29 protein-coding genes, 1 tRNA gene and 1 pseudogene are annotated in these 22,646 nt (G+C 67.2%); 24 read left to right on the top strand and 7 right to left on the bottom strand.

From position 1 onward, the window contains the following. Window positions 1-6 precede the first annotated feature (6 nt). Together ACFZBP_RS33930 and ACFZBP_RS33935 are read right to left on the bottom strand one after the other, a co-directional pair. The gene (locus tag ACFZBP_RS33930; protein WP_391418871.1) at window positions 7-927 is read right to left on the bottom strand and encodes a Scr1 family TA system antitoxin-like transcriptional regulator; all 921 of its coding nucleotides are present in this window, start codon (window positions 925-927) and stop codon (window positions 7-9) included. A gap of 167 nt (window positions 928-1,094) precedes the next feature. After that, complete coding sequence (locus tag ACFZBP_RS33935) at window positions 1,095-1,325, bottom strand: DUF397 domain-containing protein (protein ID WP_079055878.1); 231 nt, start codon at window positions 1,323-1,325, stop codon at window positions 1,095-1,097. A gap of 197 nt (window positions 1,326-1,522) precedes the next feature. Between ACFZBP_RS33935 and ACFZBP_RS33940 the strand changes: the two genes are divergently transcribed. From ACFZBP_RS33940 to ACFZBP_RS33960, 5 genes are all read left to right on the top strand, one after another. Beyond that, window positions 1,523-2,086 carry an ATP-binding protein gene (locus tag ACFZBP_RS33940; RefSeq protein ID WP_391418873.1) on the top strand — a complete coding sequence of 188 codons (564 nt, stop codon included), beginning with the start codon at window positions 1,523-1,525 and terminating at the stop codon, window positions 2,084-2,086. A 234-nt stretch (window positions 2,087-2,320) separates the two neighbouring features. Next, window positions 2,321-2,674, top strand: coding sequence for a hypothetical protein (locus tag ACFZBP_RS33945; protein ID WP_391418875.1), 354 nt, complete (start codon window positions 2,321-2,323; stop codon window positions 2,672-2,674). A gap of 29 nt (window positions 2,675-2,703) precedes the next feature. Next, on the top strand, window positions 2,704-2,886 hold the full coding sequence (locus ACFZBP_RS33950) for a hypothetical protein (RefSeq protein ID WP_383451888.1): 183 nt from the start codon (window positions 2,704-2,706) through the stop codon (window positions 2,884-2,886). Window positions 2,887-3,278: 392 nt separating this feature from the next. Beyond that, the gene (locus ACFZBP_RS33955; RefSeq protein ID WP_391418877.1) at window positions 3,279-3,653 is read left to right on the top strand and encodes a hypothetical protein; all 375 of its coding nucleotides are present in this window, start codon (window positions 3,279-3,281) and stop codon (window positions 3,651-3,653) included. Between the two features lie 399 nt (window positions 3,654-4,052). Next, the gene (locus ACFZBP_RS33960) at window positions 4,053-4,472 is read left to right on the top strand and encodes a GNAT family N-acetyltransferase (protein WP_391418879.1); all 420 of its coding nucleotides are present in this window, start codon (window positions 4,053-4,055) and stop codon (window positions 4,470-4,472) included. Window positions 4,473-4,631: 159 nt separating this feature from the next. Here the strand turns inward: ACFZBP_RS33960 and ACFZBP_RS33965 are convergent, their stop codons facing one another. Further along, entirely contained in the window at window positions 4,632-6,359 is a 1,728-nt protein-coding gene (locus ACFZBP_RS33965; protein WP_391418882.1) for an HNH endonuclease, read from the bottom strand. Window positions 6,360-6,581: 222 nt separating this feature from the next. Then, window positions 6,582-6,809 carry a hypothetical protein gene (locus tag ACFZBP_RS33970; protein WP_391418884.1) on the bottom strand — a complete coding sequence of 76 codons (228 nt, stop codon included), beginning with the start codon at window positions 6,807-6,809 and terminating at the stop codon, window positions 6,582-6,584. A 1,271-nt stretch (window positions 6,810-8,080) separates the two neighbouring features. Here ACFZBP_RS33970 and ACFZBP_RS33975 point away from each other — a divergent pair. Then, window positions 8,081-8,641, top strand: coding sequence for an HD domain-containing protein (locus ACFZBP_RS33975; RefSeq protein ID WP_391418887.1), 561 nt, complete (start codon window positions 8,081-8,083; stop codon window positions 8,639-8,641). Here ACFZBP_RS33975 and ACFZBP_RS33980 read toward each other — a convergent pair. Both ACFZBP_RS33980 and ACFZBP_RS33985 read right to left on the bottom strand, forming a co-directional pair. Beyond that, complete coding sequence (locus tag ACFZBP_RS33980) at window positions 8,629-9,099, bottom strand: NUDIX domain-containing protein (RefSeq protein WP_391418889.1); 471 nt, start codon at window positions 9,097-9,099, stop codon at window positions 8,629-8,631. The two genes, ACFZBP_RS33975 and ACFZBP_RS33980, sit on opposite strands and share 13 nt — an antisense overlap. A gap of 41 nt (window positions 9,100-9,140) precedes the next feature. Then, entirely contained in the window at window positions 9,141-9,872 is a 732-nt protein-coding gene (locus ACFZBP_RS33985; RefSeq protein WP_391418891.1) for an XRE family transcriptional regulator, read from the bottom strand. Window positions 9,873-10,032: 160 nt separating this feature from the next. Between ACFZBP_RS33985 and ACFZBP_RS33990 the strand changes: the two genes are divergently transcribed. From ACFZBP_RS33990 to ACFZBP_RS34060, 15 genes are all read left to right on the top strand, one after another. Then, window positions 10,033-10,392, top strand: coding sequence for a hypothetical protein (locus tag ACFZBP_RS33990; protein ID WP_391418894.1), 360 nt, complete (start codon window positions 10,033-10,035; stop codon window positions 10,390-10,392). A 2-nt stretch (window positions 10,393-10,394) separates the two neighbouring features. Beyond that, a complete protein-coding gene (locus ACFZBP_RS33995) occupies window positions 10,395-11,753 on the top strand; it encodes an FtsK/SpoIIIE domain-containing protein (RefSeq protein WP_391418897.1) in 1,359 nt (452 codons plus the stop codon). A gap of 94 nt (window positions 11,754-11,847) precedes the next feature. Next, window positions 11,848-12,030, top strand: coding sequence for a hypothetical protein (locus tag ACFZBP_RS34000; RefSeq protein ID WP_391418899.1), 183 nt, complete (start codon window positions 11,848-11,850; stop codon window positions 12,028-12,030). A 40-nt stretch (window positions 12,031-12,070) separates the two neighbouring features. Beyond that, window positions 12,071-12,217, top strand: coding sequence for a hypothetical protein (locus ACFZBP_RS34005; protein WP_391418902.1), 147 nt, complete (start codon window positions 12,071-12,073; stop codon window positions 12,215-12,217). A gap of 75 nt (window positions 12,218-12,292) precedes the next feature. Continuing rightward, window positions 12,293-12,949 (top strand): DUF2637 domain-containing protein, encoded by a 657-nt coding sequence (locus tag ACFZBP_RS34010; protein ID WP_391418904.1) that lies wholly within the window; start codon window positions 12,293-12,295, stop codon window positions 12,947-12,949. Between the two features lie 20 nt (window positions 12,950-12,969). Further along, on the top strand, window positions 12,970-13,179 hold the full coding sequence (locus ACFZBP_RS34015) for a mobile element transfer protein (protein WP_391418906.1): 210 nt from the start codon (window positions 12,970-12,972) through the stop codon (window positions 13,177-13,179). A 4-nt stretch (window positions 13,180-13,183) separates the two neighbouring features. Next, window positions 13,184-13,339: a hypothetical protein gene (locus ACFZBP_RS34020; protein WP_391418908.1), complete on the top strand. Its 156-nt coding sequence runs from the start codon at window positions 13,184-13,186 to the stop codon at window positions 13,337-13,339. A gap of 24 nt (window positions 13,340-13,363) precedes the next feature. Next, window positions 13,364-13,702: a SpdD-like protein gene (locus ACFZBP_RS34025; protein ID WP_391418911.1), complete on the top strand. Its 339-nt coding sequence runs from the start codon at window positions 13,364-13,366 to the stop codon at window positions 13,700-13,702. 93 nt (window positions 13,703-13,795) lie between these two features. Then, a complete protein-coding gene (locus ACFZBP_RS34030) occupies window positions 13,796-13,987 on the top strand; it encodes a hypothetical protein (RefSeq protein ID WP_391418913.1) in 192 nt (63 codons plus the stop codon). Then, window positions 13,984-14,676, top strand: a complete 693-nt coding sequence (locus tag ACFZBP_RS34035) for a DNA methylase (protein WP_391418915.1) — start codon at window positions 13,984-13,986, stop codon at window positions 14,674-14,676. The genes ACFZBP_RS34030 and ACFZBP_RS34035 overlap by 4 nt, the downstream gene beginning before the upstream one ends. Next, entirely contained in the window at window positions 14,673-16,055 is a 1,383-nt protein-coding gene (repSA, locus tag ACFZBP_RS34040; protein WP_391418919.1) for a replication initiator protein RepSA, read from the top strand. Before ACFZBP_RS34035 ends, repSA begins: the two co-directional genes overlap by 4 nt. A gap of 11 nt (window positions 16,056-16,066) precedes the next feature. Beyond that, a complete protein-coding gene (locus ACFZBP_RS34045) occupies window positions 16,067-16,240 on the top strand; it encodes an AlpA family transcriptional regulator (RefSeq protein WP_030597040.1) in 174 nt (57 codons plus the stop codon). Further along, a complete protein-coding gene (locus ACFZBP_RS34050) occupies window positions 16,237-17,610 on the top strand; it encodes a tyrosine-type recombinase/integrase (RefSeq protein ID WP_391419096.1) in 1,374 nt (457 codons plus the stop codon). The genes ACFZBP_RS34045 and ACFZBP_RS34050 overlap by 4 nt, the downstream gene beginning before the upstream one ends. A gap of 212 nt (window positions 17,611-17,822) precedes the next feature. Then, window positions 17,823-18,533 (top strand): hypothetical protein, encoded by a 711-nt coding sequence (locus ACFZBP_RS34055; RefSeq protein ID WP_391418922.1) that lies wholly within the window; start codon window positions 17,823-17,825, stop codon window positions 18,531-18,533. A 122-nt stretch (window positions 18,534-18,655) separates the two neighbouring features. Continuing rightward, window positions 18,656-18,853: a hypothetical protein gene (locus ACFZBP_RS34060; protein WP_391418925.1), complete on the top strand. Its 198-nt coding sequence runs from the start codon at window positions 18,656-18,658 to the stop codon at window positions 18,851-18,853. Between the two features lie 255 nt (window positions 18,854-19,108). Here ACFZBP_RS34060 and ACFZBP_RS34065 read toward each other — a convergent pair. Further along, window positions 19,109-19,180: transfer RNA gene (locus ACFZBP_RS34065), tRNA-Arg, on the bottom strand. Window positions 19,181-19,306: 126 nt separating this feature from the next. On the opposite strand from ACFZBP_RS34065, the pseudogene ACFZBP_RS34070 reads away from it, so the two are divergent. From ACFZBP_RS34070 to lysA, 3 genes and pseudogenes are all read left to right on the top strand, one after another. Continuing rightward, window positions 19,307-19,733 (top strand): annotated as a pseudogene (locus ACFZBP_RS34070) (response regulator); the annotation flags it as partial. Between the two features lie 312 nt (window positions 19,734-20,045). After that, entirely contained in the window at window positions 20,046-21,131 is a 1,086-nt protein-coding gene (gene nrtL / locus ACFZBP_RS34075) for an ArgS-related anticodon-binding protein NrtL (RefSeq protein ID WP_391418928.1), read from the top strand. A gap of 17 nt (window positions 21,132-21,148) precedes the next feature. Then, a complete protein-coding gene (gene lysA, locus ACFZBP_RS34080; protein ID WP_383451892.1) occupies window positions 21,149-22,540 on the top strand; it encodes a diaminopimelate decarboxylase in 1,392 nt (463 codons plus the stop codon). Window positions 22,541-22,646 lie beyond the last annotated feature (106 nt).

Consider the following 22,646-nt stretch of genomic DNA (forward strand, 5'->3'; position numbering starts at 1 on the left):
CCTGGTTCAGGGCTTCGGGGAGTACCGCTCCATCGTCTGGCGCAGCCGCTCCAGGGACTCGCGCGGGTTGAGGGCCTCGTCACCCAGGCGGTCCAGGGCGAGGCGGTACTCCTCGGTCTCGTCCTGGTCCTCCAGGAACGCCGCGCTCTTGATGTGCTCCAGATAGACGATGTCGGGCAGATCGACGCCGCCGAACCGCAGATAGGTCACCGGCATCGCGGGCGCGGAGGCGTTGGTCACGTCCAGGGGCACGATCTGTACGGTCACATGGGGCCGCTGGGCCATCTCCACGAGATGCTCCAGCTGATCCCGCATCACCTCGCGGCTGCCCAGCACCCGCAGCAGCACCGACTCGTCGACGATCGCCCACAGCTGCGGCGCCTCCGGGCGGTGCAGCAGCTCGCGCCGACGCATCCGCAGCTCCACACGCCGCTGCACCTCACGGCCGGGCGCCGTCGGCAGCCCGCGCTCCACGACGGCCCGGGTGTAGTTCTCGGTCTGCAACAGGCCCGGCACGTACTGGAGTTCATAGGTACGGATGGCCGTGGCGGCCTCCTGCAACCCGACCAGCCGGTCGAACCACTCCGGCATCAGCCGCTTGTCATAGCGCTGCCACCACCCGGGCTCACCGGCCCGCCGCAGCAACTGCAGCAGCACCGTCGCCTCGTACTCGTCGGCGCCGTACCGCTCCAGCAGCGCGCGGATATCGGCCTCGGTGGGCGGCCGGCGCCCCTTGCCCGCCTCGATGCGCGACAGCTTCGCCGGGCTGAACCCCACGGCTCGCGCCGCCTGGTCCTGGGAGAAGCCCGCGTCCTCGCGGATCCCGGCCAGCTGGACGCCGACCAGCATCTTCAGCAGGGTCGGCGCGGGTTCGGTGCGGTTCAGATACGGCTCGAGGCGGGAGATGCGAGGTGACTCGGCGGACATCCTGACTCCCCGTAGACCGGCATACGACAGACCGCATTATCGCATCCCGCCGCCTCGTGCCGCCGGAACCGCAGGAAATGGAGGGCTCACCTTCCGCTTGGCGGCGGTGCTCCGCTCCTTCGCCGGCCGTCCGTTCAGAGGCAGAGGGCCCGTATCACCCACAGGGGTCATACGAGGTGGTCGAACTCTCCCTCCTTCGCGCCGGCCAGGAACGCGGTGATCTCGGCAGGGGTGTACACGAGGGCCGGCCCGTCGGGGTCACGGGAGTTGCGCATCGCGATGCTGCCGTCGCCCAAGGGCGCCACCTCGACGCAGTTCCCCTCGGCATTGCTGTGCCGGCTCTTGATCCAGCGGACGCCCAACGAGCTTGCCCGCACGCCGTTCGATGCTGTTGGCACTGCACTCTCCTTGCTCACGTTCCGCCACGCGTGCGCCCCGACGACCCTCTGGGCCCGAACCGCACCACGTGCTCTGGTCGACACCGCTCGCGCAATTTCCCGTGAAATTGCACGGAGGCGCCGTCGGCGTGGATAATAGTCCCTGGCGTCAACGGCAGTGCGGACGCCCCGTCCTGACCGTGTATCAGGGAGACGTTGTGTCCTTACCTGCGTACGAAGGGCTCCGACTGCCCGGCAGTGCCGCGTCCCCCGCGGGGCTGGCAGTCACACCGGAGGCACGCACCGGCACCCCGGCCCGGGCCCGTCTCACCAGGCCCGAACCCCCGCGCACCCCGCCCCGCTCCGCCGCGCTGCGCCTCGTCGGCGCGGAACAGGGCTGCGGCCAGGCCCGCGACTTCGTCCGTCGCACCCTCGCCGACTGGTCGCTGGACCACTGCGGCGCGGACGCCCTCACGGTGGTCGCCGAGCTCTTCGCCAACGCCGTACTGCACGCCGCCCCGCATCGCCCGGCCCACCCGGCGGCCGGCGGCGACGCCGAGATCTGGCTGAAGCTCAGCCTCCGCCGCCCGGCCCACCTCGTCTGCGCGGTCACCGACCCGAGCGACAACCCGCCGGTGTACCCGCACACCAGCGACCCCTTCGACGAGCACGGCCGCGGACTGCGCATCATCGACGCCCTGTCCGAGCACTGGGGCTGGACCCGCCGCCAGCCCGCGGGAAAAACGGTCTGGGCGATGCTCCCGACCGACCGTCGGCCCTGACGGCGAAGCGCCGTGGAGCGCAAGCATTCGGGAAAGCCGTTAAAGAACCACCTCAGGTCGCCATAGTTCGTCATAGGCCGCCGTAGTACGCCGTATTCAGGATGACCCGGGCGCCGGTGTAACGCGGTCGCGTTCGCATGACGCAGAACCAGGCAGAAACGGGTCGCCACAAGAGCCGTAATCGGCTCCTCGGGGCGACCGGCCCGCCCAGTCACGCGTCAGATCGGATTTCTCGTGAACACCGACCCGGTTTCCGGATACCAGTCGTACGACCAGCCTGCGGCCGCCCCCGCCCGCACGCCGCGCAACCCGGCCACCGCACGCAGAGCGGCCCTCACCATCTGCACCATCGCCGACGTCGCGGCCGGTCTGCTCGCCCTGTGGATCGTGCTGTACCTGCTCGACGCGAACCAGGGAAACGCCTTCGTGGAGTTCGTCCACGGCTCGGCGGACTGGCTCGGCGGATGGGCACAGGACATTTTCACCATGGACACCGAAGGCGTACGCGTACTCCTCAATTACGGGCTCCCGGCAGCCCTTTATCTGCTCCTCGGGCACGGAATTGCCGCCCGACTCAACAGGGCCTGACGGCATTACCCAGCGGAAGGACCGGCGTTGTGACCCGCACGCCCACCGAGAACAACCACCTCCCCATTTATGAAGACCTCGTGCGCGAACGCGGAGACGCCGTGGCGGAGGCACAGCAGGCAGCCGCCCACACCCAGCACCAGGCAGCCGAACTCCTGAACGACGGGCAGTCCCCCTACCCGGCACCGCCCGCCCACCCTCACCACGGGTGACAGCACGAAAAAGCGGGAGTCAGTAACCTGACTCCCGCTTCTCACATCGGCATCCGCCCTGGTCAGACCACGCTTCACATCTCTGACAGGCGAGTGCCCCCGGCAGGATTCGAACCTGCGCACACGGCTCCGGAGGGCCCTACGGCTTACCGGCAACGCGCTGGTCAGCGACCCTGTTGGGCCAAGCTGTCGAGGATCTGTCCACAAATAGTCCACAGTCACGCACCCCCTTCACGACCATCCCTAGAGTTGACGTGGCGCGGACAGGGAGGTCGGATGGTCGCAGCGACTGGCGCGACACGCGGGAGTAAGCCCCTGAGCGGAGCAGCGATCTAGCCTCAGCGGAGTAGTGGGCTAGGCGTGCCGATCCCAACCGATGGCACACTGGCTCCGTGACCACGCCTGAGAACGCGCCGAATGACTCTGTTGAGATCAGGCTTGTCTGGCGTAACACGGACGTGCCAAGCCGGCCAGCGAACCAGTTCATCGTCTCTCTGAGCTTGCCCAACGCAGCCGGTCAAGCTGATGCCATCCACCTCACCCTTGGGCAGGCAGATCCGCCCATCATCAGCGGATCGCCAGCGCAGATGGAGCAAGACCTTCGTCAGTTGGGTACCCTTCCCGTAGAGACGCTGGGGCGCTACGTTCTAACCAGGGCAAGGCTCGGAGAGCTGATTCAGGTTCTGCAGCGAGCGGCCAGCAACTACGACAGCATGCGACAGTCTGGGGGGCTGACGGATGGCGACACCCATGCCGACACCGCGTGACTTTGTTCGTGTGCCCGTGCCGCTGGCGAGCGTACTGAGGTTGGCTCTTCCGCAGGCCATGCCGCTCGCGCAGAGCCACGTGAGTCTTACCAAGCGTGCTCTCGGGCGAGCAGTGCAGGCGGCGACCTCTGAGGCTGAGGACGAGCAGAAGGCTGCCGCATCGTATGGTCGCGCGCTCCGTACGCCACCTTCTGCTGACGCAGCTGCCTACATGCGGGAACGCTTGGCCTCGCGTCCGCCGCGACGTCGAAGGGCAAGGTCTGGCGCTTGAGTCACGTATCGTGGCGAGTCGCTACGAGCCGTGATCGACGCGCATTCGAAAGCTTTACTTGCACACAGCCTCGTCCCAAGGCGCCCAATGGACGCACGCTGGCCCACCCGGCTGAGTGGGAGTGGACGGTGCAGAGCTGGATCCGCGCTGAAGCTCGCAAAGAATGCAGCGGACGGCTAGATGAGCGCGTACTCGTGGCAGATAGCGCGGAGCCAGCTTGCCTTGCGGCTGTTGCTGCTCATGCTCGTTGCGACACCGCTTACATGGCATGGGTGCGCGAACAAGTGCAGTGGGACGGTCCCGTGCGCATTCTGCGGGCTGTAGCGGTTGACGTCAGATACCAGGGCCAGGGTCTTGGTCGCGTGGCCATGGAGCACGCGCTTGACGACATCATTGATCGCGAGCATGAGGAGGCGACTTTGGTCCTCGCCCTCATTCATGAAGGCAATGAGCGTAGTCAGAGGATGGCCGCGAGTCTTGACTTCGAACTGGCGCCGTTCCCCTGTGAGGATGAGCCTGCGATGAACTTCTGGTTCGGTGACGTCTGACACCAGCATCACTGGCCTCACCTGCAGTTACTACGCAACGTAGCCCGTCCCGCTACTGAATTGGCTCCCGGTACTACGCTCCGTCGCAAAGCTGGATCTACGATCACGGAGCGTAGTACCGGGAGCCGTTCGCCCGCTGCAGGGTTTGCCAATTTTTTGCTATTCCCTAGCGCCTAGGGCTGTACCGGGTGAGGGCTCTGAATCGAGTGCTTCCTGGTCCGCGTCTCTGCCACAAAGAGCTCGGTGGTATCTCAGGTGGGCTTCGCCTATGTGGTGCATTGGTAGCCGGCGGAGCACACCCATGTGACTGCCGTCCGCCGTTGAGCGGACGACTCCGTGCGGATCGATATATATAGCCAACGTGTCAAATTGGACGTGGTGGTTGGGGCACAGTACGAGCAAGTTGGCAAGCTCGTCGGGTCCGTTGTGCGGCTGCCCGAGACCGCGGATGTGGGCCGCTTCGCTGTACGTGCCGAATCGTTTCGCTAGCTGTGTTCCGCAGACCTGGCAGTGGTCGGAGTACATCTCCTTGACCTTGTTGGCCAGTCCGACATCGCGCACTACGCGGGACGTGCTCGTGGCGCGACGAGCGGCAGGGCCATATTGCTCTTGCTCTTCTGTCAGTGCCTCGATGCCGCTTGCGTTCTCGTAGCCAGCTAGCCCAAGTTGCTCCATCAGTTTGTGCTGAGCGAACTCGGCGAAGTACGTCTCTCTTAGAACGGCGATCGCCTGGGACCGCACGAACGGATCCCTCAACAAACGGTCGGCCTGGTGGGTGAACCCTGCTTGTGGCTTGGATCTGTCGAGTTTTGAGACGCTGATCTTGCCTGCCTGCTCAGTCGGAAGGCCATCAATATCCCAGAGGCCGCTCGTCCGCAGATGCCAGAACGGGTACTCGGGCGTCGGGGACGACTGGGAGCGGCCGAACTCGATCAATAGCTTGCCCACCTCGTCACGGAACTCCGGCCAGGGAGCGAGCCGCGACTCTCCTCGGGCGTTCCTCGCTATGGCCCACATCAGGGCCAAGGGCTTGTGCCGGCTCGTCCGTCCGTCCTGCCGATGAACCTTGAGACTCCTCAGTCTCTCCATGAGCAGGCCTGCCGTGAGTGCTGGCCGCCGGTTGTCGTGCTCGACGCTGGATACGTGCCAGCTCTGTGACTGCGAAGGAGTGGGGAACAACGTGTCCTCATCCGCGGAGCGGCTGACGGACCGAGGGCTGACTTCGGACTCCTCAAGATGGAGGGGGCGTTGGCGTACCTCCGGCAAGACGGCATGGCCACCTTCCACCCACCGACGCCAGGAGCGCGGCGCGTGTTCCAGCGCCTCAGCCGTCGAGAGCCTCTGGTCGCCGCGCGCTTCGATCCAGGACCAGTTCAGCAGGTCATCTTCTGCACTCAGGTCGAGAAGAGCCAGTTCATAGCAGAAGTTGGGGAACGGCCGCCCCTTGTCCTTCTGCTCGATTTCTTCGACGCCCTCGATGACGGCCAAGCCGCAGAACTTTACGTATCCCTTGGGAGTCTTGTTGCGCGTGACCGTCGCGAAGACGAGCAGTGGCGCAGCCAAGGTCCGCTCTTGCATGGTCGTCGCTCGGTGGCTTGTCCATGCCTTCCGCAGCACCTTGTTGCCCTGCGTCTCACCCACAGGAACGGTGTGATCGACGCGATGATCTCCAAAGTAGGTAACGCGCCCGTTTCCTAGGTCGAACTCGTCGTGCCATGGCGTCTCGACAGAGCCGGCCTTCCACGGGCTCGAACGTATGAGGACAGCCGGTCGCCGTGCGACGCGTGCGACCTTGACCTCGGCTATCGGATTGATTCCCTTGCTCAGCTGTATGGGAGCGAGGATCTGTGAAACCGTGAGGTGGTGGATGTTCGGATAGCCGTCCATGACCTCGATGGACGGGTCCCTATTCTGCGAGGACCGCATCACTTCACCGACACGCAACTGCCTATCCATCGAGCGTCCCCCGCCTCGTCGTTGTTGTGCTGGTGATTTTGCCAGGCACGATGACGAACGAGGCAGGGGACGGGCGACCTTCTGATCCGTAGCTCTATGTGGGTCGGTCGCTTGGGGTCATACAGGTTGCGTTATCGCCCGACAGGGCCGCCGCTAGGCACTGCCAGTTGCTGTGGTTGCTGTACTCCGCTGCTGTACAGCCAGTCGCCCCACGAAGCCCCGACCGGTGACCTGAATGCTCGATTGGGCGAGCCACAGGGCGTTGAGAACGATCAGGGACGTGATCAACTCCTGAGCCTGGGGAAGGACGCCCCACAGGATGCAGACGATCACCGTGATCACGACGACCGACTGCGGACGAGTTGACAGCTGCTGGGTCACCCGAGGGAGACTCAAGACGGACCTCCAAGGTTCCAGGCCCACCTATGCCGCTCTCGTTTGGTAGCCAGCGCGGCGTCGGTGGGCTTTCTTCATGACAGGAACCATGATGGCCGGCGCGGAAGGTGAGCACCCTACGGCGAACAACTGGCAGTTAGCGCCCTCCTGGACGACCACCATCTCGGCGTCGAAGAGGGCTCGACCCCGCATCAATCGATCGCCGGGGTCTCTGATCTGCGCGTTCTTCCTACGTGTCCTGCTTATACAGCCACTGACTGACACTCGGGCGCGGCCTAGCCCCCAATGAAACCGGACCTGTCGGACATGACCCTTTTATGCTTTGCCGACACTTTGCGAAATGACGTACACCGCCTACGCCAGAAACGGCACTAACGGCGTGCGCGCAGTCAGATCCGCCGCCTCGCCAAGATCGTGAAACCTTCCGTGAAACAACGCGGTCGGCGGAGCGACTTTGGCCGGGAGCTGCTTTGGCGCGAGTGATCATGGCCCCGTAAGCTTCCGGCGCGTCGGGCAGTCTGTTGACCTGCCCGTTAAAGCACGACGTTGGGGCCATGATCTTCGAGGCTCGCGCCAAAGTGGCTGGCTAAAGTCGTGGAGCCGACCGCCCCAGCCACAGCGGGGTTCTCCTCCACTCATGGCCGCGCCCGCCGGCCGGTGGCCTGGTGCGGGATCAGTGGGCCGTATGAACGCCCGCGCATCTGGCAGCGTCGGCCCGCGTGTCACCGCCACCACGATCCGGCCTCTTTCGGTAACACAAAGCGTCTTTGACCTGCACTGTTGGGGATCACCGTTCGTCCCCGTGCCCGTGTTGGAATGTGGCCGATGCGTGCGGCGACGGGCGGGCGGCGACGTGCGCCGGTGGCGAAGACATGGAGGCGGCGCGGCGGCGACCGGCCGGCGCCGCCGCGCTTGGCGCGGCCCTCGGTTGGATCCGACCTACTTCGTAGGCAACCGGGTGGAAAGGGGCGCATGCTGGCCCTGGTAGCGGGGCGTTGAGGTCCGACCGCTGTTGCGTCTTTCCCCTTCCGAGGCCGGATCGTGGTGGCGGTGACATGCGGGCCGGGAGCGGCCGTTGATGTGCTTCGGCGGAGTCTGCGGCGGTCGGGTTGGCGATGATCGACAAGCACGGTCAGCCGCCGCACGAGCGAGCGCAGCGAGCCTTGATGAAGTAGGGAAACTCTGTCCGCGCCATGATCCGGAACGGCTGGCGCCGGGCTGTCGGCGATTGGCCAGACTCGGCTACGGTTCCTTACATGCCCTCTGCATTGGACACGCCGCACGGCGCGGCCGAACTGGCCGAGACTCTGTTGCCCCCGCTCGGGAATCGCTGGCTGCACACTCAAGCCGTGGCGGCCCGTGCGCGCGAGGTATCTGCGGCGGTGTCCGACGAGGATCGTGATCTGCTTGTAGCCGCTGCTTGGCTGCACGACATCGGCTATGCCCCAGAGCTACGGCAAACCGGGTTTCATCCCCTCGACGGAGCTCGCCACCTGGAGCGGATTGGCGCCCCTGCGCGTCTCGTGCGGCTCGTCGCCCACCACTCCGGCGCAGTGTACGAAGCCGAACAGCGTGATCTCACTGCTGAGCTGGCCGTGTACGAGCGTGAGGACTCCCCAGTCCTGGACGCACTGATCTACGCCGACATGACGACCGGCCCCGCAGGACAGTCCTTCGACTTCGATCAGCGCATTGACGAGATCCTGGAACGGTACGAGCCGGGCAGTGAAGTGCACACCGCGATTAGCAAAGCTCGGCCGTACCTTGGCGCGGCCATCGCGCGTACGCGTGCCCGCCTTGGTGATCAGCCCACGTAGGGCTTGGGTCGGTCAGCCAAGCCGTGGTCGATACGCATCCGCATGGACGGGTGAATGTTCAGCTCGTCGAGCCGGCTCGGCGCGACGAACGCGACTTCTTTGCTCTCGCTGCTGGTCCTCAGCTCGCCGCCGACGATGCGGGCCGTGAAGCAGATCGAGAACTGTTGGCGGACTTCGCCGTCGTCGTAGGCCATGACGTGTGCTGGGTTCGTGTAGAGGCCGACCAGGCCGGTCACCTCGACGTCGAATCCGGTCTCCTCCTTCGTCTCGCGCACCGCCGCATGGGGGGCCGATTCACCGACGTCAACTCCGCCCCCAGGAAGTGCCCAGAGATCGTTGTCCGTCTTGTGGATCAAGAGGACTTCTCCAGCCTCATTCCGTGCCACGGTGGTAACCGATGGCACGATGCTGTTCGCCTTCGGAGCGTTCGGATCGTTGAAGTAGTCGATACGGGCCATGCCTCCACTCTCGCATGACCAACCACCATTGAGCGGGCGGGCTATGCGGGCTGTCCGCGGTCCCAGGTGTAGTCAAAGCTCCGCATGTAGTGGCGGAACGTTCGGGCACCAGGCAGGTAGCGGAAGTGCAGGACCGGGTTCTGTCCGGCGGGAGCGCCAAGCACGTGTGGGTTCACCAACACGTCGTCGTCGAACCGGTAGATCGAGTTGTAGAGGATCGTGTCATGCAACCGGACCTCGACGCCGGGTGTGGTCATCGCTGGTTGGAGGTAGCGCCGGGTGATCCGGGCGCGTGCGGCCAGATCATCGCCGATGCCTTCCTCGTCGCCTCGCCGGCGCACCATGGCTGAGTCAGGGTCGCCAAGCAGGATGCGAACCTGTGCCCCGGCCTTCGCCTTCTCGGCCAATTGGTCTGGAAGATCCGGGTGGCTGTCGAAGAGGAACAACCCCGCGTACACGAGGATCTCTACCTGATCTGTTGCCTTCTCGATCAGCGATGACCACAAGGACGCCGGCACAGCGCCCCGGTGCGGATAGTACGTGATCAGCTCGGACGTGCTCGCTGTCTCTGCCTGCTTCTCGACGGCGGGCCAGAGGTAGACCTCGTCTGCTCCGAGGAAGCTCGCGGCCTTCCAGCGGTGTCCCCGATGCGGCGTCCGGCCCGTCGTGATCCAGCGTTCCACGCTCTTCGGGTCCACTCCGACATGCTGAGCCAAGGACTGGATTGTCTCGCCCTTTGCCGAAATCGCCGCACGCAGACGCTCGTTCGCCATGACGTAGCCTCTCCTGGGACGTATCAGGGACGTTCTGACGATAGCTCAGACGTCCCCAAACGTCCATACGGACCGTGATATGTCCACCACCTTTCGCGGTCTCCTGATCTCACCGACGAACGATCGGTTCCAACTCTCCGAGAGATCAGGAGAACAGACCATGCAGCAGATCCCCGTGGACACCGCCGGAGCGACGTTGATGGTGGCTCAGCCGCCTCAGCCGAAGTACGCGAACCAGAAGACCCAGGAGCGGGCTGCGGACAGGCAGACCGGTGAGTTCCTGGTGACTCTGGACGTGCTGTTCGTGATGAACGGCAACGCCGAGGTCGTCAAAATCACGGTGGGGGAGTCGGCCATCTCCGGTGAGCTGGCGATGGGTACGCCGGTCGCGTTGACCGGTCTGGTGGCGCGGCCGTGGGAGAACGAGTTCAACGGCCAGAAGCGGCACGGCATCAGCTTCCGTGCGGTCGCGGTCACCGCCGTGGACGCCGGCGGGTCGAAGAACCTCAAGGCTGCCTGATCATGCGGTGGTTGCTGATCGCCGTCGTGGTGGACGTTGTCGGGCTGGCGCTGCTGCTGCGGTGGCGCCGCCCCGCCTGGTTCTGGATGACCTTTGGTGTCGTCTACGCCACGGCCAAGGTCCGCCTGCGCTACGCGTCGGTCATGGATGCCTGTGACCTGACGGTCCCGGCCTCCCGGTTCCGGCTGTGGTTGGCGAGGTTCTTCAAGTGGCAGACGCCGCGCCAGCGCGTCCCTCGCCTGATGTGGATCAAGCCGACCCGGACGGGTCTGCGGCTGCGGATCCGGATGATGCCGGGACAGGACGCCTTCGACTACTCGGCGGCCGTCGACCGGCTGCGGCATGCCTTCGGCGTCCATCAGGTCACCTCCCGCGAGATCAAGCCCGGCGTGGTCGAGATCGCGACGACCGGCTATGACGTGCTCAAGCGGGTGCAGATGCCGGCTCGGACCGAGCGGAGCGAGCTGCGTATCCCGGTCGCGCTGTGTGAGGACGGCTCGGTGCACTATCGCGACTACAAGGAGGTGCCGCACTCGGTGACCCTCGGTGCGGTCGGTTCCGGCAAGTCCGTCACGCAACGCCGGGTGATCAAGGAACTCGCTGCGCAGCATGTGGCGTTGGTCGGTATCGACTGCAAGAGCGGTGTTGAGCTGTCCCCGCTGGCCCGTCGGTTCTCTGCGCTCGCGGACAACCCGGACGATGCGGCCGACCTGCTGGAAGCGCTGGTGGCGCGGATGGAGGCGACGTATCAGGTGATCCGTCGGGAACAGCGGATCAGCGCGGACACCCCGGATGCGGAGATCACCGCGAACATCTGGGGCCTGCCTGAGCATCTGCGGCCGGTGCCGGTGGTGCTCACCATCGACGAGATCGCCGAACTCGCCCTGTTCACCACCGCGGCGGAGAAGAAGCGGCGCGAGCGCATCATCGTCGCCCTGGTCCGCCTGGCCCAGCTCGGTCGCGCCGCCGGTATCTTCCTCGACATCTACGGCCAGCGCTTCGGCTCCGAACTCGGCGACGGCATCACCATGCTGTGCGCCCAGCTCACCGGCCGGATGGCGCACCGCGTCAACGACGAATCGTCCGCGAAGATGGCGTTCGGCGACGTGTCCCCGCACGCGGTGTTCGCCGCCACGCAGATCCGCAACGACCGGCCCGGCATGGCCGTGGTCGGCCACTCCAACGGCGACTGGACCCGTATCCGGGCTCCGCACACCTCGATGCGGGAAGCAGTGACCGCCTGCAACAGGCACGCCGGCCTCACCCCAGACATCCCGGAACTGGCCCGCTTCCGCCCGGTGCTCGACCTCGACCCGGTCAAGGCGCCCGCGACGGCTGAACCGTTCGCCGAAGCCGCCTGATCCCTCCCCGCCCCATCCGGTCGGCGTGACCGCCTCGCGCCAGGTCCCTACCCGCTCCATGCCCAAATCCGGACGCTTGGAAGGGAGAACGACTATGAACCACAACCCCGAGACCCGGCAGGACGATAGCGAGCGCACCGTTCACCTGCGCGCCTCGATCTACCGCTACCGGCACATGAAGGGGCACGACCGGCACTTCGCCGCGGTCGTGTGGAGCGCGCTCGGCTACCAGCCGGCACCCCCGGCCGGACACGGCTACCCCCGCCACGGCGGCTGACCGCCATGGCCGCGAAGAAGCGCGCAAGGCCCCGGCGCCTGTGCTCGAACCGTCTCAGTGCCCGACCTGCGAGGGCACCGGAGAGGTCTCCCGCACCGTCCACGTCGGCCGCAAGCGGCGTCCCGTCGGCCGGCAAACCGGCATCTGCCTGGCCTGCCTGGGCTCCGGCGAAGCCGCCGCCGACTGAACCGCCCAGGGTGCGGCGGTCGGACCTCGATCCCCGCCGCGCCCCGGCCCAACCCCCTGAAGGAGGTGAAGAACCATGAGCCGCACGATCCGCCCGGACGCCGTCCTCGTACAGGCCGTGATCGCCGGTGCGTTGTCCTTCGCCCACCTGCACGACCTCGCCCAGGCTGCCGGACAGACCGGCTGGAAAGCCTGGGCCTACCCCGTCTCCGTCGACCTCCTGCTCGTGGCCGCGTGGCGCCGGCTGCGCTCGGACGGCCCGTCCCGGCTGGCCTGGTGCTGGTTCCTGGTGGCCCTGGTCGCCTCGCTCGGCGCCAACGTCGCCACCGCCGGATTCCTCGACCTCGAACACCCGCCCGCCCTGCTCCGCCTCGGCGTCGCCGGCTGGCCCGCACTCGCCTTCCTCGGCGGCACCCTGCTCGCCCACAGCCCCACACCCCGCCCGGCACCCGCCGACCACGACCCGGATGCCCCTGAGCCAGCCACGGTGACGCGTGCCCCCGAGCCGCTCGCCGAACCCGAGCCGATCCCCGCCGCCGAACCGACCCCGGCCCTGCCCGAAGCCCCCGCTGCTCCCGCCGTCGAGGCCCCGCCAGCGCTCGTGGCGCACGCCCGCCGGCTCGCCGACGACCACCAAACGCGCACCGGAACGCCGATCGACCTCGACACCCTGCGCGCCCGCCTCAACGTCCCACCCGCCATGGCGGACGCCATCACCGCCCAACTCGCCTAATTCCGAAAGGACTTGAAGCCATGGGTTTCCTCTTCCAGCGCCTGGTGCGCTACGGCCCCGTGGAGATCGGCCGCGCCCTCACCCGGGACGGCGAGAAGGGCTACATCGCCTCCTGCACCGCCGATCAGTGCGGCTGGTCCGCCGAGTACACCACCTACGGCGCCGTCTGCATCGCGGCCAAGGGCCACCACTGCCGGATCAAGAGCAAGTACGAGAACCGAGGGAGCTAACGCCATGTCCGTGCCGCTGTGGTTCTTCATCGCCTGTCTGGCCGTGGTCGGCGTCAAGCTCGTCCGCCCGCCGCTCTGGCTCGTGCTCGTCCTGCTGATCGGCGGCTACATCCTCGCTGGCAGCCTGCTCGCCCCGAACATCGACCCGTTCGTCAAGTAACCGACTTTGGAAGGGAGTTCACCGATGCTCAGGCCCCGCGTGCCGGTCAACGAGAAGCCCACGGGCGAGATCCCCCCGACCATCACAACCCTCGGCGCCGTCGTCCCGCATGAGTCCGGACAGGCCCCGTGCGGCTGTCAGCACCACGCCCCGGCACCCACCGCTCCCGCCACGTCCCGGCCGGCGGTCCAGCTCACCCCCGGCACTGTGATCGCCCTCGTCGGTGGCGGCACCGCCGTGGTCCTCGTCGTCGGCGCCGTTCTGGTCTCCATGCTCCTCGCGGTCGCCATCACCGGCGCCTCCGTGGCCGTGTGCGCCGTCGTTCTGCGCTCGCTGCTCGCCTCCGAGACGAAGCGACGCTGACCGGCCCCCGGAGCGGCCTCGGTCGCCAAACTTCCGCCGCTCCGGGCGCCTTCCACCTTCCCGATCCACCGGACCCGAAAGGCAAGGCCCATCATGCCGAAGAACGCCCCGAACGCGCGCATCTGCCGCGACTGCGACGGCTTCGCCTCCGCCAAGGTCACCCTCGGCGGACGCAACCGCCACGGCCACCTGCACACCATCACGACCCACTGCCCGGCCTGCCACGGCACTGGCACCGCGCCGGCTCGCCGCCCTCGCCCGACGGACTGGGAGGTCGCCGCATGAACCGCCCTCGCGTCCTGGACCTGTTCTCCTGCGCCGGCGGCGCCGGTTGGGGCTACCACCTCGCCGGGTTCGCGGTCGATGGCTGCGACATCGCCGACCGGTCCCGCTACCCCTTCCCCTACCACCGGGGCGATGCCCTCGAATACCTTGCCTCTCTGATCTTCACGGGCGACATCGAGCGGTACACCCTCGTGCATGCCTCCCCACCCTGCCAGGCCGGCTGCGCATTGACGGTCGGCACCAACCAGTCTCAGGGCTGGGGCGGCACGCACACCGACCTCGTCGCCCCCACGCGGACCCTGCTCGACAAGACGGGCCTGCCGTACGTGATCGAACAGCCCAACGGCCGTGCCGAGATCCGCAAGGACGTGTCCCTCTGCGGCGAGATGTTCGGCCTCGGAGTCCTACGACACCGCAACTTCGAGCTGGGAGGCTGGGGTGCCGTGCAGCCGGCCCACTCTCGGCATCGGGGCTATGTGCGCGGCTGGCGTCACGGCGTCTACCGCGACGGCCCCTATGTGGCCGCGTACGGAGATGGCGGCGGCAAGGCCACCGTCCCTGAGATGCAACAGGCAATGGGGATCACCTGGACCGACGTCCCCGAGGAACTGACCGAGGCCATTCCCCCGGCCTACACGCGATGGATCGGCACCTCGTTTCTGACTGCCCGCCAGGAGGTGTTCGCGTGACCAACACCGCCACCCCGGCCGGTCTGGACGCGGCCACCCTCGGCGACATGCTGCGGGTGGCCGGCTCGGCCGACTTCAACCGCTGGCAGGACCAGATCCGCCGAACCGGCGGCTGCTCCGACCCGATCCACCTCACCGGCTGGTCGATCACCAAAGACAAGGCGACCGGCGAGATGCTGCGCAGCTACACCACCGACACCGAACCGGGCGGGCGGCTGCGTATCGCCTGCGGCAACCGCCGCGCCTCCCGCTGCCCGGCCTGCGCCTGGACCTACGCCGGCGACACCTTCCACCTCATCCGCGCCGGACTCGTCGGCGACACCCGGCACGAGATCCCCGCCGCAATCCGGCACCGGCCCCGCGTCTTCGCCACCCTCACCGCACCGTCCTTCGGCCCCGTCCACAACCGGCCCGCGCACGGTGCCTGCCGCTGCGGCACCGCCCACCGCGACGACGACCCGGTGCTCGGCACGCCGCTCGATGCCGACGCCTACGACTATGCCGGGGCAGTGCTGTTCAACAACCATGCCGGCGAGCTATGGCACCGCTTCGTCAACCGGCTGCGCCGCGAGATCGCCGCCCAGGTTGGCATCACACAGAAAGCGTTCAAAGAGGTCGCCCGGCTGTCGTACGGCAAGGTCGCCGAATTCCAAAAGCGCGGCGCCGTCCACTTCCACGCCGTGATCCGCCTCGACGGCCCCGACGGGCCCGACACCGCACCACCCTCGTGGGCAAGCACGGAACTGCTCACTCGGGCCGTCCGCGCTGCCGCTGCGCATCCGTACGTCACGGCCGAGGTCCCCACGCGTGAAGGCGCTGGATACACCCAGGGGTGGAAGCTGCGCTGGGGTCGGCAGCTCGACGTCCGCCCCATCAAGGCGTTCGGCGACGACTCCGAGATCACTGAACAGGCAGTGGCCTCCTACGTCGCCAAGTACGCCACCAAAGCCGCCGAGAACACCGGCACCGTGGACCGGCGCATCGGCAACCGCGAAGCTGCCATTCTCCTCGGCCTGCCCGACCACCCCCGCCGCCTCATCGAAGCCTGCTTCGACCTCGACGCGGTCTACCCGGATCGCCGGCTGCGGGCCTGGGCCCACATGCTCGGCTTCCGCGGCCACTTCAGCTCCAAGTCCCGCCGCTACTCCGCCACCCTCGGCGTGCTCCGGCAGATCCGCGCCGACTACCGCGCCGTCCAGGAACGCGAAGCCCTCGGCCTCGACGGCCACGAGCCGGACACCGTGCTCGTTCTCGCCTCCTGGCAGTACGCCGGCCACGGCCACACTCCCGGCGAATCTGCCCTCGCGGCCTCGATCGCCCGCGACCTCCAACTCAACCGCGAAACGGCCCGCGAAGCCCTGGAGGGAGAACCGACGTGAAAGACGAGTTGATGACCGTTCCGGAGATCCTCGCCGAACTCAAGGGCATCTCACGCCGGACCTTCTACCGCTGGCGCGAGCTGGGCCAGGCTCCGCAGGCTTTCAAGTTGCCCAACGGCGAACTGAGGGTATGGCGGAGCGACTTCACGGCATGGCTGAACAGTCGGGAAAGGGCGGCGGCATGAAGTCGCTCGACGTGAAGGTCTGGGGCGTACGGAAGAGGAACACCAAGAAGCCGTCTTACGACGTCAGGTGGGTTGTCGCCGGGAATGTTTTCCCCGAGCAGTTCCGCACCAAGGGACTTGCCGACAACTTCCGTTCCAAGCTGCTCCGCGCCATGCGTGACGGCGAGGAATTCGACACGGTGACCGGGCTGCCTGACTCGATGGTCGAAAAGGCGCCCTCGATGACGTGGTACACCTTCGCCTTGAAGTACCTCGCCATGAAGTGGCCGCACGCTGCGCCGAACACGCGCGACGGGATCAACGAGTCGCTGACCGCGGTGACCGTGGCTCTCCTCGACGACCGTCCGGGACGACCGGCCGACGAACTGCTGAGGAAGGCTCTCCGCAACTGGGCCTTCGTCCTGCCCGGTCCTGATGACCGCGAGTTGCCGACAGAGATTGCGAACACGCTGCACTGGGTGGCCAAGGCTTCGCGCCCGCTCTCGGACCTCGGCGACGCGGCGATCGGCAGGGCCGTGCTGGACTCGTTGAAGCTGAAGCTCGACGGGACGGCAGCAGCTGCGGAGACCGTACGGCGCAAGCGGCGGACCCTCGTCAACGCAATGCACTACGCGGTAGATCTCGGCGAGTTCAAAGAGAACCCGGTCACCTCGGTCCGCTGGAAGAAACCGAAGGTTGTCAAGGAAGTTGACCCTCGTGTGGTCGCCAACCCCGAACAGGCCCGCGCCCTGCTGGCCGCGGTCTCTTACGTCGGCGGTTATGGCCGGGCGCGTGGCCGTCGACTGGTCGGCCTCTTCGCCTGCATGTACTACGGCGCCTTCCGTCCGGCCGAAGCTGTTGGTCTCAAAGAGGCAGATCTGAAGCTGCCGGAAAAGGGCTGGGGAACGGCGCTGCTGAATAGCACTCGTCCCAGCGTCGGCAAGCGGTGGACCGACTCTGGCGAAACGCACGACGACCGCGGACTCAAGAATCGGCCCGTAGAAGAGGTGCGGCCTGTGCCGATCCCGCCCCACCTCGTCGCGATGCTGCGGGAGCACATCGACACCTTCGGCGTAGCTGACGACGGGCGCCTGTTCACCAACGAGCGCGGGGGAGTGGTCGGCTCGTCGACCTACTTCCGGGTCTGGCAGGAGGCTCGCGCGCTGGCGCTCCCGCCGGCCGTTTTGGCCTCGCCGCTCGCCGCCCGCCCGTACGACCTCCGCCACTCGGCGCTGTCGACGTGGCTCAACTCCGGTGTCGACGCGACCGAGGTCGCCGAGCGTGCGGGCAACAGTGTTGAGGTCCTGCTGAGCCGCTACGCGAAGTGCATCGACGGTCGGCAGGAGATTGCCAACCGCAAGATCGAAGAGTTGTTGCGCGAGTACGAGTGATCGTTCGGCGCTAGGCCGTGCTTGCTAAGGGATTGCCTGATTACGGTGGGCGGCTGCCCGTCGCTGCTGGCGACGAGTTGCGGGTCACTCGGCATGATGCATTCTGGAATGAGGACCCTTCCGTAACTCAGAAGGGCGGCGAGCGTATGTCGTTCCGCTCGGGTAGGCGTACGGGTGTAATCGTCTTCAGGGGCGCAATCATAGTGATCCTGGTGGGCGCCACCGCAGCAGTTTCCCTGATACGTGGGGGCCTGTGGGATTCGGGTAAGGGCTGGGATATCTGGTTCGTCTATGCTGTGGCTGGGGCAGCTCTGATCGATCAGATCATTAAGCTTGTCAAGGAGTACCGGCCTCCCTCTGACGATAAACTCTTTGTGCCAATCAATGATGCATTGGTCACGCTCCTGGCCCATGTTGCAGACGCTACCGGCGCGGACTGGAAGCGAGTAGGGGTGCATGCATTCCGCGTGAAGGGATGGGGAGGGCGAAAGCATCTGAAAAGAATCCACCGCCTTCGGGTGAGGGCCCGTCCGGGTCCCGTCGACATACGATGGACAAAAGGCAAAGGGCCGCTGGGCCGGTGCTGGGAGACCAAAGAGCCTGAGCCTATGAACTTTCGCAAGAAAGTCCTGGAAATTACGAAAACACCGAGCGAGGATGCGTTTAACCAACTGGATGCCTCTGAAGGAATGGGCTTGCTGTACAAGGAATACTGCAAGCTGATAAAGCACTTCGCCGAAGTGGGGGCTTGGCCGATACTTGACGGAAACGATGAGCCCATCGGCTGTATTGTGGTGGATATACCGCATGCGGGGGATCCGGCGCCCGACGCGGAGCCGTCACTTCTGGAAGATGACTATGTGTCAGACCAGGCGGCTGCCGCCGCCGATCTTGTGGGTCGAATGATGAAGCCCCGGAACTGACATGAACCTGCTTCTCTCCGTTGACGTGCAAACGCGCGTACTGTAGGAAGACAGCCCGGGACTGAACCTTTAGTTCCGCAGCGAGCTGGTTGGGGCATGCCCCGACGAGACTGGTGGCGATCATGGCGAGCACGATACGGAAAATACGGGTGGGTATGAGGCTCACGCAGGAGCAGCGCAACCTCCTTCTTCAGGAGCTTGGGCGAGCCAAGGCCGACTACTACGACGACCTTCTGAAGTCCGACCCCTCGGACACGGTTAAGGACGCGGTGGCCGAACTTCTTCGCGACCTAGAGCAGCGTAAGGCTTCTGCTCAGTAGCCCCGCGCCCTCCCGTCTCGCACGTCGAACTCTCAGGCCAAGATGGTTACGGCCCTGGCTACAGGCCCCTGGATCCGTCCGGGGGCCTTTGCCGTTCCGGGGGCTGACCAGGGACGATGCCTCAAGATCGTGTCCACAAATAGTCCACGGACCCCGACATACGGCCGCTCAGGGTGGCATACGACTGCACATACGCGAAGACCCCGACCGCAGCGTTTCCGCTGGTGACGGGGTCTTTGGGCACCTCATACAGGGTGCCCCCGGCAGGATTCGAACCTGCGCACACGGCTCCGGAGGCCGTTGCTCTATCCCCTGAGCTACGGGGGCGTGTCGGGCGCCTTGCTTGGCGGCGACGGGTAGAACCCTACCAGCTCTTGGGGGGTGTCCATGAACGGGTTTAAGGGGCGGCGGCACCGGGCGTGACCTGGGGTGGCTCGCTCGCGCGGGGTGGAAGTGGGGAAAACCCGGACGCGATGGCCGGTCCCGACCTACTCTCGAGTTGTGCCAGGCGCGACGGGCCGGGTGCTTGTTGTGGACGACAACAAGGTCATCCGGCAGCTGATCAGGGTCAATCTCGAGCTGGAGGGGCTCGAGGTGGTGACCGCGGCCGATGGTGCCGAGTGTCTGGAAGTCGTTCATCAGGTGTGCCCCGACGTGATCACCCTCGACGTGGTCATGCCCCGCCTCGACGGACTGCGCACCGCCGCGCGACTGCGTTCCGACCCGCGTACCCGTGATCTCCCCCTCGCCATCATCAGCGCCTGCACCCAGTACGAGGTCGACACCGGCCTCGACGCCGGCGTCGACGCCTTCCTCGCCAAGCCCTTCGAGCCCGCCGAACTCGTCAGCCTCGTGCGGCGGTTGATCGAGCGGAGTCCGGGTGGGGAGCGGATGGGAGAGAGGAAGGGGGAGCGGGAAGGTCAGGGCGAGGGCAGGAGCGCGGGAAGGTCGGACCCGTCGGACCGGGCCGATCGCTCGGACAGGTCGATCGGGGAGGACAGGTCGATCGGGACGGAAAGGTCGGGCAGGAGCGCTGACGCGGCCGTCGTCGGCGGTGTCCTGAGGGCCGCCGGAGAAGCCGCCGGGCGGACGGGCGCCTGACCCGGCACCGGGCGTCCGCCGGCGTCCACATCCCGGGACCCAGCCCAAACCCGTTCGCATACCCGCCCCCCTCCTCCCCTACGCTTGTCCCGTGACCCCCGTCGAGCTCTCCCGTACCGTGCTGCGCGCGGTGCGTCGTGCTGTCGACGAGGGGGAGCTGCGCGTCGCCGTGCCGGAGCGCGCCCTGGTCAGCGCCCCCGGGCCCGGTGGCTGCGGTGACTACGCCACCAACATCGCCCTCCAGCTCGCCCGCCCGGCCGGGGAGCCGCCCCTGCGGGTCGCCGAGATCCTGCGACCGCACCTCGCCGACGCGGACGGCGTCGCCGACGTCGTCGTCACCGGGCCCGGATTCATCAACATCAGCCTGCGCGACACCGCTCCCGCCGCCCTCGTCGAGGAAATCCTGCGGCGTGGAAAGCGGTACGGGTTCGTGGACGGGGCTGACGGGCAGGCCGGGCCCCGCGCCCGCAGGGACCACGGCGGCCTCTTCGGGCAGGTTCTGCAACTGCACTGCGCCCACGACGTCCGTGCCGTCGTCGTCACGGACGTCCTCGCCCGTCTCCTGCGCTCCCAGGGCGCCCTCGTCCGCACCAGCTGCGAGGGCCGGCCCGAGCCGGAGTGGGAGGCCGTTCTCGGGGCTCGGGTCGACGCTCACGGCAGTGCCGAGTCCCCGGCGCCGCTCGATGTCGGCGTACGGCCCGTGCCGGCGCCCGCCGACCCGCTCCCGCTCGGCCGGGACGCCGGCCGCTGGGCGCTGCTGCACCCCGCCGGGCACGACCGGCCCCGTATCACCGACGAGCACCTCGTCCAGCGGGAGAGCAACCCTCTCTTCCGCGTCCGTTACGCCCACGCCCGCACCCGGGCCCTCAGCCGTAACGCCGCCGACCTGGGGTTCGGCGCCGAACCCGGGGACGTACGACACGACGTCACCGTCCTCCTCGCCGACCACCCCCGTGTCCTGGCCCAGGCGGCGGCGCACCGCGCGCCCGACCGGCTCGCCCGGCACCTCGTCAGCGTCGCCGATGCCGTGCTGCCGCTGCTGCCCGCCGTCCTGCCCCGCGGTGCGGAGAAACCCTCGGCCGCCCACCGCGCCCGGCTCGCGCTCGCCGAAGCCGCCGGGACGGTGCTGGCCGGTGGCCTGTCCCTGCTCGGCATCGACGCACCCGAACACCTCTGAGAGAGCCCACGAAAGTCATGAGCCGTTCCGCACACCCCGCCGGGCCCCGCCACGCAGACGTCCTCCCCGAGGGCCACTACTCCGCCCCGCCCGCGGACCTCAACACCCTCGACGCCAAGGTGTGGGCCCAGACCGTCGCCCGCGACGCCGACGGCGTCGTGACCGTCGGCGGCATCGACGTGAAGACCCTCGCCGAACAGCACGGCACCCCCGCCTACATCCTCGACGAGGCCGACTTCCGCGCCCGGGCCCGGGCCTGGCGTGGTGCCTTCGGGGCCGACGCCGACGTCTTCTACGCCGGCAAGGCGTTCCTCTCCCGTGCCGTCGTGCGGTGGCTGCACGAGGAAGGGCTCAACCTGGACGTGTGCTCCGGGGGTGAGCTGGCCACCGCCCTGTCGGCCGGCATGCCCGCCGATCGCATCGCTTTCCACGGCAACAACAAGTCGAAGGACGAGATCCGCCGCGCCATCGAGGCCGGCGTCGGACGGATCGTCCTCGACTCCTTCCAGGAGATCGTGCGGGTCGCGCACATCGCGCAGGAACTCGGCAAGCGGCAGCGGGTCCAGATCCGTATCACCGTCGGTGTCGAGGCCCACACGCACGAGTTCATCGCCACCGCCCACGAGGACCAGAAGTTCGGGATCCCGCTCGCCGGGGGACAGGCCGCCGAGGCCGTGCGGCGGGCGCTGCGGCTCGACGGGCTCGAGGTCATCGGCATCCACTCCCACATCGGCTCGCAGATCTTCGACATGTCGGGCTTCGAGGTGGCCGCGCATCGGGTGGTGGGCCTGCTGAAGGACATCCGGGACGAGCACGGTGTCGAGCTTCCCGAGATCGACCTCGGCGGCGGCCTCGGGATCGCGTACACGAGCGACGACGACCCCCGTGAGCCGCACGAGATCGCCAAGGCGCTCACCGAGATCGTCACCCGCGAGTGCGAGGCCGCCCGCCTGCGTACGCCGCGCATCTCCGTCGAGCCCGGACGGGCCATCGTCGGGCCGACCGCCTTCACGCTCTACGAGGTCGGCACCATCAAGCCCCTCGACGGGCTGCGGACGTACGTCTCCGTCGACGGCGGCATGTCGGACAACATCCGCACCGCGCTGTACGACGCCGAGTACAGCGTCGCCCTGGTGTCCCGGACGAGCGACGCCGAGCCCATGCTCGCCCGGGTCGTCGGCAAGCACTGCGAGAGCGGGGACATCGTCGTGAAGGACGCGTTCCTGCCCTCCGACCTGGCACCGGGTGACCTCATCGCCGTACCGGCGACCGGGGCGTACTGCCGGTCCATGGCCAGCAACTACAACCATGTGCTCCGGCCGCCCGTCGTCGCCGTGAACGACGGCGAGTCCCGGGTGATCGTCCGGCGTGAGACGGAGGAGGACCTCCTGCGTCTCGACGTCGGGTGACCCCAGGGGCCGGGGACGAAGACCCGGGGGAGGAAGATCTCCTGTCATCCACCCCCGTACAAATGAAATCGATGTCTCACGATCCGGACGAAGGGCAGAAACTCCC

The organism is Streptomyces sp. NPDC008086, assembly GCF_042957325.1.
In the GTDB taxonomy this organism is placed as follows: domain Bacteria; phylum Actinomycetota; class Actinomycetes; order Streptomycetales; family Streptomycetaceae; genus Streptomyces.